The 16,694-nt window shown below is 76.6% G+C and carries 16 protein-coding genes; 10 read left to right on the top strand and 6 right to left on the bottom strand.

Annotated features, from left to right (window positions below):
• Position 1 precedes the first annotated feature (1 nt).
• Complete coding sequence (locus BLS21_RS01560) at positions 2-838, bottom strand: alpha/beta fold hydrolase (protein WP_091213744.1); 837 nt, start codon at positions 836-838, stop codon at positions 2-4.
• A 25-nt stretch (positions 839-863) separates the two neighbouring features.
• Between BLS21_RS01560 and BLS21_RS01555 the strand changes: the two genes are divergently transcribed.
• The 6 genes from BLS21_RS01555 to nudC all read left to right on the top strand — a co-directional run bounded on the left by BLS21_RS01555 (position 864) and on the right by nudC (position 8,779).
• Complete coding sequence (locus tag BLS21_RS01555) at positions 864-2,282, top strand: M20/M25/M40 family metallo-hydrolase (RefSeq protein ID WP_245699925.1); 1,419 nt, start codon at positions 864-866, stop codon at positions 2,280-2,282.
• Positions 2,279-3,880: a serine/threonine-protein kinase gene (locus BLS21_RS01550; protein WP_139176986.1), complete on the top strand. Its 1,602-nt coding sequence runs from the start codon at positions 2,279-2,281 to the stop codon at positions 3,878-3,880. Before BLS21_RS01555 ends, BLS21_RS01550 begins: the two co-directional genes overlap by 4 nt.
• Before the next feature lie 35 nt (positions 3,881-3,915).
• Positions 3,916-4,779 carry a DUF2510 domain-containing protein gene (locus BLS21_RS01545; protein WP_091212878.1) on the top strand — a complete coding sequence of 288 codons (864 nt, stop codon included), beginning with the start codon at positions 3,916-3,918 and terminating at the stop codon, positions 4,777-4,779.
• 375 nt (positions 4,780-5,154) lie between these two features.
• On the top strand, positions 5,155-6,465 hold the full coding sequence (locus BLS21_RS01540; protein WP_091212875.1) for a M16 family metallopeptidase: 1,311 nt from the start codon (positions 5,155-5,157) through the stop codon (positions 6,463-6,465).
• Positions 6,462-7,817 carry a M16 family metallopeptidase gene (locus tag BLS21_RS01535; protein WP_091212872.1) on the top strand — a complete coding sequence of 452 codons (1,356 nt, stop codon included), beginning with the start codon at positions 6,462-6,464 and terminating at the stop codon, positions 7,815-7,817. Before BLS21_RS01540 ends, BLS21_RS01535 begins: the two co-directional genes overlap by 4 nt.
• The gene (gene nudC / locus BLS21_RS01530) at positions 7,814-8,779 is read left to right on the top strand and encodes an NAD(+) diphosphatase (RefSeq protein ID WP_091212869.1); all 966 of its coding nucleotides are present in this window, start codon (positions 7,814-7,816) and stop codon (positions 8,777-8,779) included. The genes BLS21_RS01535 and nudC overlap by 4 nt, the downstream gene beginning before the upstream one ends.
• On the opposite strand, the gene BLS21_RS01525 is transcribed toward nudC, so the two are convergent.
• From BLS21_RS01525 to BLS21_RS01515, 3 genes are all read right to left on the bottom strand, one after another.
• Positions 8,748-9,392, bottom strand: coding sequence for a nucleoside/nucleotide kinase family protein (locus BLS21_RS01525; RefSeq protein WP_245699923.1), 645 nt, complete (start codon positions 9,390-9,392; stop codon positions 8,748-8,750). The two genes, nudC and BLS21_RS01525, sit on opposite strands and share 32 nt — an antisense overlap.
• Positions 9,393-9,487: 95 nt before the next feature.
• The gene (locus BLS21_RS01520; protein ID WP_245699920.1) at positions 9,488-10,027 is read right to left on the bottom strand and encodes an ANTAR domain-containing protein; all 540 of its coding nucleotides are present in this window, start codon (positions 10,025-10,027) and stop codon (positions 9,488-9,490) included.
• 247 nt (positions 10,028-10,274) lie between these two features.
• Positions 10,275-10,538, bottom strand: coding sequence for a mycoredoxin (locus BLS21_RS01515; RefSeq protein WP_091212862.1), 264 nt, complete (start codon positions 10,536-10,538; stop codon positions 10,275-10,277).
• A gap of 150 nt (positions 10,539-10,688) precedes the next feature.
• On the opposite strand from BLS21_RS01515, the gene BLS21_RS01510 reads away from it, so the two are divergent.
• The 4 genes from BLS21_RS01510 to BLS21_RS24900 all read left to right on the top strand — a co-directional run bounded on the left by BLS21_RS01510 (position 10,689) and on the right by BLS21_RS24900 (position 13,967).
• Positions 10,689-12,713, top strand: a complete 2,025-nt coding sequence (locus tag BLS21_RS01510) for an ATP-dependent helicase (RefSeq protein ID WP_091212858.1) — start codon at positions 10,689-10,691, stop codon at positions 12,711-12,713.
• 184 nt (positions 12,714-12,897) lie between these two features.
• Complete coding sequence (locus tag BLS21_RS01505) at positions 12,898-13,212, top strand: hypothetical protein (RefSeq protein ID WP_139176985.1); 315 nt, start codon at positions 12,898-12,900, stop codon at positions 13,210-13,212.
• A gap of 244 nt (positions 13,213-13,456) precedes the next feature.
• Positions 13,457-13,687, top strand: a complete 231-nt coding sequence (locus tag BLS21_RS01500; RefSeq protein WP_280140493.1) for a WhiB family transcriptional regulator — start codon at positions 13,457-13,459, stop codon at positions 13,685-13,687.
• A 115-nt stretch (positions 13,688-13,802) separates the two neighbouring features.
• A complete protein-coding gene (locus BLS21_RS24900; protein ID WP_175479357.1) occupies positions 13,803-13,967 on the top strand; it encodes a hypothetical protein in 165 nt (54 codons plus the stop codon).
• Between the two features lie 117 nt (positions 13,968-14,084).
• On the opposite strand, the gene BLS21_RS01495 is transcribed toward BLS21_RS24900, so the two are convergent.
• A complete protein-coding gene (locus tag BLS21_RS01495) occupies positions 14,085-15,407 on the bottom strand; it encodes an ABC1 kinase family protein (RefSeq protein ID WP_091213738.1) in 1,323 nt (440 codons plus the stop codon).
• A complete protein-coding gene (locus BLS21_RS01490; RefSeq protein WP_091212850.1) occupies positions 15,404-16,594 on the bottom strand; it encodes a ThiF family adenylyltransferase in 1,191 nt (396 codons plus the stop codon). Before BLS21_RS01490 ends, BLS21_RS01495 begins: the two co-directional genes overlap by 4 nt.
• Between the last annotated feature and the right edge of the window lie 100 nt (positions 16,595-16,694).

The following is a 16,694-nucleotide window of genomic DNA, read 5'->3' as shown; positions in this document are numbered from 1 at the left end:
CTCAGGTCGAGGCGATGCGGTCCAGGACCGCCACGGCCAGCTGGTCCGGGGCCTGCTCGGGGACCCAGTGGGAGATCCCGGCCAGCTCGACGAAGCGGTAGTCGCCGGTGACGTGCTCGGCGCAGCCCTCCGCGGCCCGTCGTCCGATCGCGACGTCGTCGTCGCTCCAGACGTAGGTGGTCGGCACGGTCACGTCGTCGACCGGCGTGGCCGAGCTCATCGCCCGGTACCAGTTGAGCGCGGCGGTCAGCGCGCCCGGCGCCGACAGCACGGCCACGTACTCGTCGACGGCCTCGGCCGGGACGACGTCCCCGAACATCCGCCGCAGCCGCCGGGCGTCGTCGGCGAGCAGCACCTCCTCGGCCTTGCCCTGCTGCCAGAACAGCCGGATGTAGGCCGAGCGCTCCTTCTGCTCCGGGTCGGAGCGGAAGGCCGTGGTGAACGCCGTGGGGTGCGGCACCGAGACGGCGGTCAGCGAGCGCACCCGGTCCTCGTGCCACGCGGCCAGCGCCCAGGCGACGTTCGCGCCCCAGTCGTGCCCGACGACGTCGGCCACCGGCACGTCCATGGCGGTCATCAGGTCGGCGGTGACCTGCGCCAGGTTGGTCAGCGCGTAGGCGTCGACCTCGGCCGGGCGGGCGCCGGGGGAGTAGCCCAGCTGGTCGACGGCGTAGGTGCGCAGCCCCGCCTCGGTCAGCCGGGGCGTCACCGCGGCCCACGACGCCGACGTCTCCGGGAAGCCGTGCAGCAGCAGCACCGGGCGGCCGTCGTCCGGCCCGTCGGCCCGCACGTCGAAGGTGAGGTCGCCGACGTCCACCCGCAGCAGCTGTCCCGGCATGCTGCCGACGCTACCGTCGGCAGCCGTGAGCAGCCCGGAACGCGACTTCGTCACCGCACACTCAGGCGACCTGCACGCCGACCTCGACGCGTGGTTGCGCATCCCGTCGATCTCCGCCGACCCGGCCCACGCGCCCCACGTCGCCGCGAGTGCGGCGTGGCTGGCCGACGCGCTGCGCCGCACCGGCTTCCCGGTCGTGGAGGTGTGGGAGACCGCCGGGGCGCCGGCCGTCTACGCGGAGTGGCCGTCGGCGGACGACGGCGCGCCGGTCGCCCTCGTCTACGGCCACCACGACGTGCAGCCGGTCGACCCGCTGGAGCTGTGGGAGCACCCGCCGTTCGAGCCGACCCGCGTGGAGGGCCCCGACGGTCCGGAGCTGCACGCCCGCGGCGCCATCGACGACAAGGGCAACGTCGCGATGCACCTGCTCGGCATGCGCGCGCACCTGGCCGCCACCGGCCGGGACACCCCGGCGGTGACCGTGAAGGTGCTGGTCGAGGGCGAGGAGGAGTCCGGGTCGCCGCACTTCGCCGCACTGCTGCGCGAGCGCGCCGACCGGCTGCGCTGCGACGTCGTCGTGGTCAGCGACACCGGGATGGCCGCCCCCGACGTCCCCAGCGCCGTGGTCGCCATGCGCGGGCTCGCCGACGCCGAGATCACCCTGCGCGGGCCGGCCGTCGACCTGCACTCGGGCTCCTTCGGCGGCGGCGTCCCCAACCCGCTGCACGCCATGGCCACCCTGCTGGCGAGCCTGCACGACGAGCACGGGCGGGTCACCCTGCCCGGCTTCTACGACGAGGTCCGGCCGCTGACCGACCGCGAGCGCGAGCTCATGGCCCGCGTTCCCTTCGACGAGGCCGCCTGGCTGGCCGGGCCCGCCGCCTCCCGCGTCGCCACCGGCGAGGAGGGCTTCACCACCCTGGAGCGGATCGGCGCGCGGCCCACCGCGGAGGTCAACGGCATGTGGGGCGGCTACACCGGCCCCGGGCACAAGACGATCATCCCGGCCGAGGCGCACGCCAAGATCACCTTCCGGCTGGTGGCCGACCAGCGCCCCGCCGACCTCGCCGACCAGGTGCGCGGCTGGGTGGCGGCCAACCTGCCCGGGGGCATCCAGGCCGACGTGCACGTCCCGGCCGGCGGCGTCTCGCCCTGCGCCAGCGACCTGGACTCCCCGGCGATGGCCGCCCTGCTGACCGCGATCGGGCTGGCGTTCGACCGCGACCCCGCCGACGTGCTGTTCACCCGGGAGGGTGGCAGCGGACCGGAGGCCGACCTGGTCGACGTCCTCGGCGCTCCGCTGCTCTTCCTCGGCGCCGGGCTGCCCACCGACCGCATCCACTCGCCGAACGAGCGGGTGCTGCTGCCGATGCTGCACCGCGGCGCCGAGGCGGCCGCGCACCTGTGGCGGGAGCTCGCGGCCGTGCCGCTGCGCCCACGGTGACGGCGCAGCAGGACGGCGGCCGGTTCGGCCCCTACCGGGTCCTCGGCGTGCTCGGCCGCGGCGGCATGGGGCAGGTGCTGCGGGCGCACGACGACGACCACGAGCGGGACGTCGCCCTGAAGGTGCTGCACCCGCAGTGGGCCCAGGACGAGGGATACCGCGACCGCTTCCGCCGCGAGGCCCGCATCGCCGCCCGCCTGACCGAGCCGCACGTCGTCCCCATCCACCGCTACGGGGAGATCGACGGCCAGCTCTTCCTCGACATGCGGCTGGTCGAGGGCGAGGACCTGGACTCGCTGCTGCGGCGCACCGGCCCGGTGGACCCCGCCCGCGCCGTCGACCTGGTCGGCCAGGTCGCCCGCGCGCTCGACGCCGCCCACGCCGGGGGACTGGTGCACCGCGACGTCAAGCCGTCCAACGTGCTGCTCGTCGGCCGCGCCGACGGGCGCGACCTGGCCACCTCGGCCGCCGGCGAGGACTTCGCCTACCTCGCCGACTTCGGCGTCGCCCGCGGTGCCGACGACGGCCCCGGGCCGGCCCTGACCGCCGTCGGCACCGCGGTCGGCAGCACCGAGTACATGGCCCCCGAGCGGTTCGGCCCGACCCCACCGGACGCCCGCGCCGACGTCTACTCCCTGGCCTGCCTGCTGTTCGAGCTGCTCACCGGCCGCCGTCCGTTCGGCCCCGGCGACCCAGCGCGGGTGATGGCCGCGCACCTGCACGAGCCCCCGCCGCCGCCGTCGTCCCTGCGCCCGGGGCTGCCCGCGGCCCTCGACGAGGTCGTCCTGCGCGGCCTGGCCAAGGACCCGGACCGGCGCTGGCAGCGCGCCGGCGACCTGGCCGAGGCGGCGCGGGGAGCGTTGACGGGCAGCGGCGTCCCGGTGCCCCGGCCGGACGACGCCCCGACGGCGGTCGGCCCCCTCCCGGCGGACGGTGGCCGCTCGACCACCCGGCAGGTGCCGGTCGCCGTCCCGGCGCCGCCCGCGCCGGACCTCGGCGCTCCTCCCGCCGCTCGGCCCCGGCGCCGGTCCGGCTGGCTGCCGTGGGTGCTCGCCGCGGCCGCGACGGTCGCGGCGCTGGTGCTCGCCGGGCTCCTCGTCGCCGCCGACCGCCGGGCCGACGCGGCCGCCGGCGACGTCTCCGGCGTCGCCGAGCGCCTGCTCGCCCTGGGCCTGCCCGACCAGGTCGACCCCGCCGACTGCACGGCCGCGCCCGGGGACGGCCGGGCCCTGGGACGGCTCGACTGCCCGCCCGGGGACCCCGACGAGGACGGCGCCCCGGCGAGCACCCACACGCTCTACGCCGGGGACGGCGCGGCCGCCGCGTTCGCCGCGCACGTCGAGTCCCGGGGGTTGCGGCTGCTCGACAGCGAGCGCGAGTGCGGCCGCGGTGCGGACCCGGAGGGCTGGCTGCAGCTGCGCGACGACGACCGGGTGGTGGGCCGGTTGGCCTGCTCCCTCGACGCCGAGGGGGATGCGCAGCTGCGCTGGACCTGGGACGACACCGGCACCCTCGCCGTCGCCGAGGTGCGCGGCGGCGGGGACGACGGCCTGCGCGAGCTGGTCTCGTGGTGGGACGACGCCGCGGACCGTCGCTGACGGGGGCTCCCGGCCGCCGCACCTAGGGTGACGCCGTGACCGGTACGTCGAGCGCGCCACCGGGGTGGTACCCCGACCCCGACGGCGTCCCCGGGATGGTGCGGTGGTGGAACGGCGGTGGGTGGTCCGACGTCACCACCCCCGTCGGTCCGGGCGTGGCCGTGCAGGCGCCCGCCACCGCACCGGCTCCCGTGCCCGAGCCGGCCGCGCCGACCCCGCCGCCCGGCCCGGGACGGCCCCCGCGGCGCACCGGGTGGGTGGTCGGGCTGTCGGTGCTCGGGCTGGTGCTCGTCGTCCTGATCGGCTTCCTCGTCGGCCGGCCGAGCAGCTCCGTCGACGACACGGGCCCGACCGCGCTGCCGCCGCCCAGCGGCTCGGCCTTCCCGCCCGGCACGCTCCGGATCGTCGACGAGGCCGCCGGGATCGCCTACCCCTACCTGGGCCAGGGCTGGCTCGAGTACGACCTGCAGGACGTCGCCGAGACGACCTCGGTCGCCGGGCAGTACACGGTCACCCAGGAGGTCACGCCCGACGGCGGGCCGTTCATCGCCCAGTGCACCTCCGGGCCGCTGTCGCCGCTGTTCGACCCCGCCGGCGGCCTGCAGTCGACCCTCGCCCAGGTGGCCGACAGCGTGCGGCTGAACTACTACCCGGGACCCAACGAGCGGGAGGTCCTGCGCGACGAGGCCCGCACCGTCGACGGCGCTCCCGCGCACCTGCTGGAGTTCGACCTCTCCTGGGACGTCCGGGGCTACGAGGCGACGGGGGAGCGGGCCGCGCTGCTGCTCGTCGACGTCGGCCGGCCCGCCCCCGCGCTGCTCTACCTCTCCGTCCCCAACACCCACGCGGAGCTGTACGGGGTGATCGACCGCGTCATCGACGGCATCGACGTGCTGTGACATCGTCGGCCTACCGGCTGACACCGTTGCCACGTGCCGTCCCCGGCCGCCGTTGAGCCGGTGAGTCCCGTCCCTGCTCGGGGGACCCTCCGGGCCCCCGCTCCCAGGGACCCGCACCGCGGCCACGTGCCGTCCCCGGCCGCCGTTGAGCCGGTGAGTCCGGTCCCTGCTCGGGGGACCCGCACCGCGGCCACGTGCCTCCACTCCCACGCCGTTGCACCCGCTCCCACGCCGTTGCACCAGCGCGAACGCGAGGGCAACCGCGCGAGGGTCACGAGGAACCCGCCGCGAGAACGGGAGGCCCGCCGGTGGCCGAGGTCGCAGCCTCCGGCGTCGCCCGGCGCGGCGTCCCAGGGCGCGGTTAGGGTCGGGCACGTGACTGCAGCTGGGGCCGACCTCACCCTCCGGCACCCGGTGGAGCGCTTCCGACTCGAGAACGGGCTGCGTGTCGTGCTGGCGCCGGACCGCAGCGTCCCGGTGGTCGCCGTGACCGTCTCCTACGACGTCGGGATGCGCAACGAGCCCCAGGGCCGCACCGGTTTCGCCCACCTCTTCGAGCACCTGATGTTCCAGGGCTCGGCCAACGTCCCGAAGATGGAGCACGCCCGTCTGGTCCAGGCCGCGGGCGGCACCTTCAACGGCTCGACCCACCAGGACTACACCAACTACTACGAGGCCCTCCCTGCCGAGGCCCTCGAACGCGCCCTCTTCCTCGAGGCCGACCGCATGGCGGCGCCGGCCATCACCGAGGAGAACCTCCGCAACCAGATCGACGTGGTGAAGGAGGAGATCCGGGTCAACGTGCTCAACCGTCCCTACGGCGCCTTCCCGTGGCTGCAGCTGCCCGCGATCGCCTTCGAGAGCTTCGCCAACACCCACGACGGCTACGGCTCCTTCGTCGACCTGGAGTCCTCGACCGTCGACGACGCCGCGGACTTCTCCCACCGCTACTACGCGCCGGGCAACGCCGTCCTGTGCCTCGGCGGCGACCTCGACGTCGCGGAGGCCGAGCGGCTGGTGCGTCGCTGGTTCGGCCCCATCACCGCCCGCGAGGTCCCGCCGACGCCGCCCACCGGTGAACCCTCGCCGACCACCGTCCGCTCCGGCGTGGTCGAGGACCCGCTCGCCCCCGCGCCCGCGGTCGCCCTCGGCTGGCGGGTGCCCGACCCGGTCGGCGACCTCGACTTCTACCTCGGCACGGTGCTGCTGGCCGAGCTGCTCAGCGAGGGCGACGCCTCCCGGCTGGAGCGGCGGCTGGTCCACGACGACCAGCTCGCCATCGCGCAGAGCAGCTACGTGGGCCTGTTCGGCGACCCCTTCGACGTCCGGGACGCGACGCTGCTCACCACGCAGGTGCACCACCCGGCGTCGGTCCCGACGGAGAAGGTGATCACCGCGGTGCACGAGGAGATCGGCCGGATCGCCGAGGACGGCGTCGGCGCCGACGAGCTCGCCCGGGTGCAGGCCCGCACCGAGGCCCAGCTGCTGCGTCAGGCCGACTCGGTGCTCGGCCGCACGCTGGCCTTCGCCAACGCCGAGCTCATCCACGGCCGCGCCGAGCTGGCCGGCGAGCTCGCCGCCCGGCTGGCGGCCGTCACCCCCGAGCAGGTGCGGACCGCCGCCCGGGGCCTGGACCCCGGCACCGTCGCGGTCCTCGAGCTGCGTGCCACGGGAGGACGTCGATGAGTGCCCCCGTGCTGATCCCGCCGCTGGGCGAGCCCCGGCCGCAGCCGGAGCTGGCCGTCACCGAGGAGACGCTGCCCAACGGACTGCGGCTCGTCGTCGTCCCGCGGCCCGGTGTCCCGCTGGTCGAGCTGCGCCTGCGGGTGCCCTTCGCCGCGGCGACCGCGCGCGCCGCCGCCCAGCACACCGCCCGCGCCTCGGTGCTCTCCGGCGCCGTCCTGCTGGGCACCGGCGCGCACGACGCCACCGGCATCGCCGAGGCGCTGCAGGCCCACGGCGGGGAGCTGTCGGTCTCCACCGACCCCGACCGCCTGCTGTTCGCCACCACGCTGCTCGCCGAGGGCCTCGCACCCGTGCTCGGCGTGCTGGCCGAGGTGCTCACCGACGCCACCTACCCGGCCGACCGGGTGGAGGCCGAGCGGGCGCGCGTCGCCGAGCGGATCTCCATCGCCCGCTCCCAGCCGGGCGTCATCGCGCGCACCGCCTTGGCCGCCCGCCGCTACGGCGCCCACCCGTACGCCGAGCAGCTGCCCGCCGCCGAGCTGGTCGCCGCGGTGCGCAGCCAGGCGCTGCGCAAGCTGCACCGCGAGCGGGTGCTGCCCGCCGGCAGCACGCTGGTGCTGGTCGGCGACCTCGACCCGGCCGCCGCCGTCGACGCCGTCGGCACCGCACTGGCCGGCTGGACCGGCGAGGGGACGGCGGTCGCCGCCCCACCGGTGCCGCAGCTGGCCCCCGGGCCGCTCCAGGTGGTCGACCGGCCCGGCGCCGTGCAGTCCAACCTGCGCCTGGGTGGCACCGCGCCCGGCCGCACCGACCCCGACCTGCCCGCGGTCCGGCTGGCCAACATGGTCTACGGCGGCTACTTCTCCTCCCGGCTGGTGGAGAACATCCGCGAGCGGCGTGGTTACAGCTACAGCCCGCGCAGCTCGGTCGACCACCTCGCCGCCGCCTCCTCGTTCCTCGTCGAGGCCGACGTCGCCACCGAGGTCACCGGGCCGGCGTTCCTCGAGACCTGGTACGAACTCGGCCGCATGGCCCTGACGCCGGTCAGCGCGGAGGAGCTCGACGCCGCCCGTCGCTACGTGCTCGGCAGCATGGCGCTGTCCACCGCCACCCACGCCGGGCTGGCCAGCACGCTGTCGGCGCTCACGGGGTCGGGCCTGGCGCCGCAGTGGCTGGCCGAGCACCAGCAGGCGCTGGCCCGGGTCACCGTCGAGGAGGTGCAGGAGGCCGCGCGCCGGTTCCTGCAGCCCGGCGGGCTCACCGCCGTCGTCGTCGGCGACTCCGGGCAGGTGGCCGAGCCGCTGCGCGCGTTCGGCCCGGTCGAGGTCGTCTCGTCGGCGGACGCGGCATGAGCGTCCCGGACGGCGGCAGCACGCCGGCGGACAACCCGCCGCCGTCGGGCGACGGCGTCTCCTGGCCGGAGAGCAGCCCCTCACCGGCCGGCGCGGTCCCGGTGCTGTCGCGCTCCGCGCACGACCGCAGCCACCTGGCCCGGTCGCTGCCCGACCCGACCGGCGGCCGCCCGGTGCGGGTGCTCACGGTCGACGAGCGGCGCACCGTGCCGGTCGAGGAGGACGGGGGCCGACCGCGGCTGCTCTGGGAGGAGCGGACCGGGCTGCCCGAGGGCGCGATCTACCTCGGCGAGGCCGACGGCGTGCCCTACGCCGCCGTCCGCGGCGACCGGCGGCTGACCGTCGGTGGCCGCCCCGCGGACACCTGGGCCGGCCTGCGCGACCTCGGCGCCGACCTCGACGACCTCGACGCCGGCCTGCTCGCCGAGGCGGTCGCCATGGTCGAGTGGCACGAGCGGCACCGGTTCAGCCCGCTGTCCGGCGCGCGGACGACGATCGAACGGGCCGGCTGGGTGCAGCGCGACCCGGAGACCGGCGCGGAGCTGTTCCCCCGCACCGACCCGGCCGTGATCATGCTGGTCCACGACGGCGGCGACCGCTGCGTGCTGGGCCGCCAGGCGGTGTGGCCGCCGGGGCGCTTCTCGATCCTCGCCGGCTTCGTCGAGCCGGGGGAGTCCGCCGAGGGCGCGGTGGCGCGGGAGGTGGCCGAGGAGGTCGGCCTGCGGGTCACCGACATCCGCTACGCGGGCAGCCAGCCGTGGCCGTTCCCGCAGTCGCTGATGCTCGGCTACACCGCTCGCGCCGAGGGCGACCTGACGCTGCGGCTGGACCCGACCGAGATCGAGGAGGCCCGCTGGTTCACCCGGGACGAGCTGCGCTCGGGTACCGGCCCGCAGGCGCTGCCCCCGGCGGTCTCCATCGCCCGGCACATCATCGACCGCTGGGTGACCCAGGATCTGTGAACTCCCGGCCCCTCTGCAGGGTCCCGCCGCGAGCTTGCGAGCGGTGGGGGGCAGAGGGGTCCTTCCTCCAGCGGTTCTGGAGCACCAGAGCGGGGTGGTCGGGGGAGTCGGCCAGCACCACGGCGTCGGCCAGCGACACCGGATCCACCTCGTCGTCGTACCGGTCGAACGCCGGCAGCTCCCAGGCCTGCTCGGTGGGCGTGCGGCGGCGACGGGCCGCCGGGGCTACCCGCAGGTGGACGACGACGTCGAAGGCCAACCCGACCCCTTGCAGCAGCGCCCCCGGGACCAGCAGCACGCCGCGGGGCGGCATCGGCCGGGGGACGGCGCGGGCGGCCCGGTCGCGGTCGACGTCCCAGAGCACCGGCAGGTACTCCCCGGAGCCGCCGGGACCGACCGGGCCGAGCACCTCGCGGGACAGCGCGCCGGAGTCCAGCCAGTCGGTGTAGCGGGCGTCGGGGTCGGTGCGGCCGTGCTCGAAGCGCAGGGACGCCGGACGCAGGAACCCGCCGGCGGGGACCACGACGGCGGGGCGCCCCAGCGGCGGCAACCGCTCGGCGACCGCGGCCGCCAGCTCGGCCGGCGCGGCGACGTCGGGCCCGTCCACCGCCACGCGCAGGGCGGTCGCCCCGGGCTCGGGGTCGGTGGCGGCGAGCAGTGCGGCCAGCCGGTCGGCCAGTGCCTCGGGGGTGAGCGGCTCCGGTCGGGTCAGGACCGGCCCTCCGCGGGGCCGCGTCCGGCCCGGCTGCGGGTGCGGGGCGCCCGGCCGGCCTCCCGCACCAGGGTGCGCGGCGCCGGCGCCGGCGCGGCCGGGACCTCGGTGCCCGTCGGGGCGGAACGGGCCACCAGGTCGTCGAGCACCTCGCGGGCGAGCTCTGGCACCGGCCGCCCCTGCGAGCGGGCGTTGCGCCGCAGTTGCTCGAAGGCGGCCTGCGGCGTCGCGCCCTGCCGCTCGGCGAGCACCCCGATGGCGCGCTCGGTGGAGACCCGCGCGGCCAGGGCGTGCTCGAGCTGGGCGACGGTGCGCTCGAGCGAGGCCAGCCGGGCGTCCCGCGGGTCGGCGTCGGGGTCGGCGTCCCCGGCGGCACCACGGGCGGCCCGCCGCGCGCGGCGGTCGGGCTCGACCCGCGCGCCCAGCTCCTCGCTGACCAGGTCGGCGAGGGTCATGCCCTCGACGAGGTCGTCGACGTCCTCGGCCCGGCCGGGGGCGAACACCGACCAGCCGCGTACGGTCCGGGCGACCACCACGGTGGACTCCCCGCCCGACGGGGCACCCCCCGCCGTTGCCTGCTCCAGGGCGGAACTCACGAGGTCGCCCCCGGGCCCGGACGACGGCGGTGTCGGGGGACACTCCGCTGGGGTGGTGCGCTCACTCACTGGGCGGCCTCCGCGAGGGGCTGGGCCCGGCGGGTAGCCGGGGGCAGGGGGCTACGGTAACGAGCCGTCCTCGACGACTATGCCCCCTCGCGCAGCGCAGCGGAGGGACCACCCGCCGTCATGCCTCTGCGGACTGCTCCAGCTGGGCCTTCACCTGGTCGATGCTGGGGTTGGTCAGGGCGCTGCCGTCGGGGAAGAGCAGCGTCGGGACGGTGCGGTTGCCCCCGTTGGCCTGCATCACCAGCTCGGCCGCGGCCGGGTCGCGCTCGATGTCGACCTCGGCGTACTCGATGCCCTCGCGCTGCATCAGCTTCTTGAGCCGCACGCAGTACCCGCACCAGGGGGTGGTGTACATGGTCACGGCGGCGGGAGCGGCGGTCATCGAGGCGTTCCTCCTGGTCGGTCGGGGGTCCGGGCACGCGTGCCCGGCCGTCACGGGGCCACAACGCCGCGCCCCTGGGGATGCTTCCCCCGTCTGTCGCTGGGGGCTGGGAGGATGGGTCACGGCCATCGACGGGAGACGGGGAGGCCGATGTCGCAGATCGCCGGTGCGCCCGGGGACGTCCGGGTGCAGGGCGCCGAGGCGGTGCTCGCGCAGCTGGACGACGAGCAGCGCGCCGCGGCGCAGGCGGTGTCCGGCCCGGTCTGCATCCTCGCCGGTGCGGGCACCGGCAAGACCCGCACGATCACCCACCGGATCGCCTACGGCGTGCACACCGGGGCGTTCGTGCCCGAGCAGGTCCTCGCCGTCACCTTCACCGCCCGCGCCGCGGGCGAACTGCGGTCCCGGCTGGCCGGGCTGGGGGTGGGCGGTGTCCAGGCCCGCACCTTCCACGCCGCGGCCATGCGCCAGCTGCGCTACTTCGCACCCCGGGTGCTCGGCGGGCCGATGCCGGAGCTCGTCGAGAACAAGCTGCGGCTGGTGGCGGCGGCCGCCTCCCGGTCCCGGCTGTCCACCGACCGCACCAGCCTGCGCGACCTCGCCAGCGAGATCGAGTGGGCCAAGACCACGCTGGCCACGCCCGACGACTACCCGGCCCGCGCCCAGGCCGCCGGCCGCGAGCCCCCGTTCGAGTCCGCGGCGGTGGCGCGGGTCTACGCGAGCTACGAGTCGGCCAAGCAGCGCGACGGCGCGCTGGACTTCGAGGACCTGCTGCTGGTCACCGCCTTCGCCCTCGAGGAGCACCCGGACGTCGCCCGCCAGGTGCGCGGGCAGTACCGGCATTTCGTGGTGGACGAGTACCAGGACGTCAACCCGTTGCAGCAGCGGCTGCTCGACGCCTGGCTCGGTGGCCGCGCCGACGTCTGCGTGGTCGGCGACCCCAACCAGACCATCTACTCGTTCACCGGCGCCGACCCCGACTACCTGCTGGGCTTCGCCGACCGGTACCCGGACGCCGAGGTGGTCAAGCTGGAGCGCGACTACCGCTCGACGCCGCAGGTCGTGGCCCTGGCCAACAAGCTGATCGGGCAGGCGCCGCCGCGCAAGGGACTGCCGGGGCTCCGGCTGCTGGGCCAGCGCGCCGACGGCCCCGCGCCCCGCTTCTTCGAGCACCCCGACGAGCCCACCGAGGCCGCGGCGGTCGCCCAGGCCTGCCGAGCACTCGTCGAGGCCGGGACGCCGGCCGCGGAGATCGCCGTCCTGTTCCGGATCAACGCGCAGTCCGAGGTCTACGAGAACGCGCTCGCCGCGGTGGGCGTGCCCTACGTGCTGCGCGGCGGCGAGCGGTTCTTCGAGCGCCCGGAGGTGCGCGAGGCCATCCTGCTGCTGCGCGGCGCCGCAGCAGGCGGCACCGAGCCGGGCGCACTGGTGCCCACCGTGCGCGACGTGCTGGCCTCCACCGGCTGGGTCGAGCACCGCCCGCCGCCCGGGGGAGCGGCCCGGGACCGCTGGCAATCCCTCGCCGCGCTGGTCGACCTCGCCGTCGACCTGGTCGCCGAGGACCCGACGATGGACCTCGCCGGCTTCGTGTCGCACCTGGCCGCCCGCGCCGACGCGCAGCACGCCCCCACCGTGCAGGGCGTCACGCTGGCCTCGATGCACGCGGCCAAGGGCCTGGAGTGGGACGCCGTCTTCGTCGTCGGCCTGGTCGACGGCGTGCTGCCGATCTCGCAGTCGCTGTCCCGGCCGGACGCGGTGGAGGAGGAGCGGCGGCTGCTCTACGTCGCCGTCACCCGCGCCCGGGAGCAGCTGACGCTGTCGTGGTCGCTGGCCCGCAACCCCGGCGGCCGCCGGTCCCGGCCGCGCAGCCGGTTCCTCGACGGGCTGGTCCCCGGGTCCACGCCGACCGCGGCACCCCCGCAGCGGCGGCAGAAGCGCGCCAAGGTGGTGCTCGAGGGCGAGGCGGGGGAGCTGTTCGAGCGGCTGCGCGCCTGGCGCAGCGAGACGGCCGCGTCGGCGTCGGTCCCCGCCTACGTCGTCTTCACCGACGCCACGCTGCAGGCCATCGCGGAGACCCGGCCGGCGTCGCTGCGCGAACTGGCCGCCCTGCCGGGCATCGGCGCTCGCAAGCTCGAGCTCTACGGCGAGGACGTGCTGAGCACCCTCGGCTCCTGAGTCGTTGCCCTCGGTCACGGCGGCCGGACGTCCGCAGCCGCCCGGACCCGGGCCGGTTAATTGCGTTGACCGCCTCCGCGGCGGCCCCCTACTGTCCTGATCGCGCTCGCAGGACACCTCGAGCGCGCCAGGACCCGAGACCGGCCGCACGGCCGTGATCCGACCCCCGGAGGAGGTGGGCGACGTGATCAGCACCATGTGGACCCTCGCCCCCGCCGGGGCTCGTGGCCCGGTGGGCCTCGCCGTGCCCCCGGCTGCCTGCGCCGTCGAGTCGCCCGTGGTCGCGCGTCTGCGCGCCCTCCCGGCTATCCCGGCCGTTCCCACGCGCCCCGGCACCCGTGTCCCCGGCCTCGACTTCTCGGGCATCGACGTCTTCGTGACCCCGGCGACCGGCGCCTTCGGCACCACCGGCTACGCGCAGCAGGTCGGCACGCGCACCACCACCGAGCACAACGGCACCACCCTCGGGATCCACTCCTCGAGGAGACCCTCGAGCTAGCGCTCGACAGGACCTCCTCGAGGCCGCGGAACCCGAACCGGGTTCCGCGGCCTCTCTCATCTCCGCCGCGGCACCCGCCCCGACTCCCGGTCGGCGGGCCCCCGCCGGTCGCAGACGACGAGTACGAGGAGGAGCGGCAGTGCAGTCGACGGCCGACCGTCCGACGTCCCACCGCCGAACCGGGCTCCCCCGGACCGGCGGCTCCCTTCCCCGACGGCCGGCGCCCTCGTTGGCGCCGGCACCGGTGCGGCGTCCCCTGCCGTGCCGGACCGACCCCGACCTCTGGTTCGCCGACACCCCGGCAGGGCTGGAGGAGGCCAAGGTCCGCTGCACGGAGTGCCCGGTCCGCGACGCCTGCCTGGCCGGGGCGCTCCGCCGCGGCGAGCCGTGGGGCGTCTGGGGCGGGGAGATCTTCGAGCGGGGTGTGGTCATCCCGCGCAAGCGCCCGCGGGGTCGCCCCCGCAAGGTGGCGTAGGAGGACCCCCTGCCTCCCACCGCGAGCTCGCGAGCGGTGGGAGGCAGGGGCCATACGAGTCCACCGAGTACGGATCCGCAGGAGCGGGCCGTCCACGACGACGTGAGGACCTGACGTGTACAGCTTCGAGTACGACCTGGCCGTCGACCGGTTGCGCGACCTGCGCGCCGAGGCCGACACCGCGGCGCGCGCCCGCCGGTTGCGCGCCGCCCGCCGCTGGGCCCGCCGTGCCGAGTACGCCACCCGGCGTGCCGCACGGGCCAGCGCCGCCGTCCGCTGAAGTGAGGGCCCGCTGCCCCACCACGGAAGGGCCCGTGCGGCGGGGCCATCCCGATCGAGGCCGGGTCCGGACGCTCCCGGTGCGTCCGGACCCGGCCTCCTGTCGTCTCCGGGGAGGTCAGTCGGTGAAGCCGGGCAACCACGCCTCGAGCACGCTGCGGTAGTCGTCACCCGCGTCGAGCTGGCAGAGCACCCCGATCGACCCGATGGTCACCCGGTGGATGAGCAGGTAGGCGGGCGGCAGGTTGAGCATCCGGCCCAGCCGGTTGGCCTCGCTGCGCGGATCGGCCAGGCGGGCGGCCTGCTCCTGCATCCAGGCGCGGGTGAAGCGGAAGTAGGGGCTCTGGATGGGCTCCAGCAGCGGCAGCAGGTAGTCGAGGACACCCTGGGCGTCCACCTCGACGCCGGGCCGGACGAAGCCCTCGACCCGCAGGTCGGCGAGCACGTCTTCCGCCCGGCCCTCCAGCGCCCAGCGCACCAACCGCCCGATCGGCTCGGGGAGGCCGTCGGGCAGGCGCGCGGTGGCGCCGAAGTCGATGACGCCGAGCCGTCCGTCCTCCAGCAGCCGGAAGTTGCCCGGGTGCGGGTCGGCGTGCAGCAGCCGGGCGCGCTGCGGTCCGGAGAAGTTGAGCACCGCCATGAGGTGGCCGGCCCGGTCCCGCTGCTCGCGGGTCCCGGTCGCGATGATCCGGGACAGCGGCGTCCCCTCGAGCCACTCCGAGACGATCACCTTCGGCGCGCTGGCCACCACCCGGGGGACGACGATCTCGGGGTCGTCGGCGTACGCGGCGGCGAAGGTCCGCTGCGAGTCGGCCTCCAGGCCGTAGTCCAGCTCCTCGACCACCCGGGCCTTGAGCTCGGTGATGAGCGGCTTCACGTCCAGGCCGGGGAACAGCGCGGCGAACAGCCGGGCGAAGCGGGCCAGCTGGTTCAGGTCGGCCATCAGCGCGGTCGCCGCACCCGGGTACTGGATCTTCACGGCGACGTCCCGGCCGTCCCGCCAGGTCGCCCGGTGCACCTGCCCGATGCTGGCCGCGGCCGCCGGCGCGTCGTCGAACTCCTTGAAGCGCGTGCGCCACGAGCCGCCGAGCTGCTGCGCGAGCACCGCGTGGACGGTGCGCGCCGGCATCGGCGGCGCCTCCTCCTGCAGCTTGACCAGCGCTTCCCGGTACGGGGCGGCGACCTCCTCGGGCACGGCCGCCTCGAACACCGAGAGCGTCTGCCCGAGCTTCATCGCCCCGCCCTTGAGCTGCCCGAGGACGGCGAACAGCTGCTCGGCGGTGCGCTGCTGCAGCTCCGCGGTCACCGCATCGGCGGGGCGGCCGGACAGCCGTTTGCCGATGCCCAGGGTGGCCCGACCGGCCGCCCCCAGCGGCAGCGAGGCCAGTCGTGCGGTCCGTGAGACCGAGCCTCGTGGGATGCCCCGGCCAGGCTCGGTCACGTACTCCTCCTCGGCGTCCAGTCGTCCGCGGTCGCGGCGGCACCGGCCCCGTCCGGGCCCGGAGGCGCACTCGCCGACCATTGTCCCCCGATCGGCGCCGGTACCGCTGACGGAGCGGTCAGGACCCCCTCGTCACCGTCGGGCACGCACCCGCAGTCGGGGTGGGCCGGCCACCGGCGGGTGCGGGGCAGCAGGTCCGGCGGGCTCAGCTCCACCGTCGCCCCGACGGCGAGCGGCGCCCCTGTGCCGTCGAGCAGCGCCAGGACCTGCACCGTCGCCGTGACCACGGTCGCCAGGCAGGTCACCGTGGCCCCACCTGGTGGCGCCTCGGCCGCGGTGAGCTGGGCGGCCACCGCCGGCCACCGCGGGTCGACGTCCCGGCGGTGCAGGTCCGCGCAGCGCAGGCAGCCCGTCGCCCCGGGCACGACCAGCGGCCCCACCACGCCGGTCTCCCCGCGGACCGTCGCCACCAGGTGCGGCACCCCGCGCCGCTGCAGGTCGGCCGCGAGCGGGTCCGACGCCGCCCAGGGCCGGGTCAGCACCACCAGGTCGACCGGAGTGCCGGCCGGCAGGGGCCGCAGGTCGGTGAGCGGGCTGACGCGGCGCACGGCGTCCGCGGCGGCCAGCGCGCGCGGGCGGCCCTCGTCGTCGGCGCCGAGCCCACCGACGACGGCGTCCCCGGCCGTGGTCAGCCCGTCGTCCCGGACGCTCACCCGGCCCACGCCGCTGGCGGCGAGCACGGCGGCGAGCGGGACGCCGACCCGCGTCGCGCCGTCGACGACGACGGTCGCTGCCCGGCGGGTGCGCCAGCGCGAGCCGGACTCCCGGCCCGTGGCGGTGGGCAGCTCGGTCCGCGTGCGGGCGGCTGCGGCCGGCCCGACGGCGGAGGCCAGCAGGTCGGCGGGGTCGAGGTCGACCAGCAGCCCGGTGGTGCGCAGACCGTCGAGGACGGCGCTCAGCGCCGCGGCGTCGTGGCCGGCGAGGGCTGCCTCGGCGAGGACGGCACGCTCGGTGCGGCGGCCGTCCAGGTCGCGCAGCAGGGTGGTGAGCCCGGCGGCACCGGGGGAGACGAGCAACCCGTCGGTGGAGTCGGCACCGCCGATCTGGACGTCCTCGGCACCGTCCGGCCCGGCGAGGCGCAGCAGCGGGACGCCCGGGGGCAGCAGGGGGTGCGCGGTGTCGGCCACCGGCGCAGGGTGCCAGCCCACCGACCCGGCGCGCTCCGTCCGTCCACAGGCGCCGGAGACGACGGACGGCGGCGCCCGCGGTGCGGGCGCCGCCGTCCGT

It is taken from the genome of Geodermatophilus siccatus (assembly GCF_900103785.1).
Lineage (GTDB): Bacteria > Actinomycetota > Actinomycetes > Mycobacteriales > Geodermatophilaceae > Geodermatophilus > Geodermatophilus siccatus.
This window is presented reverse-complemented; position numbering and strand designations above follow the sequence as displayed.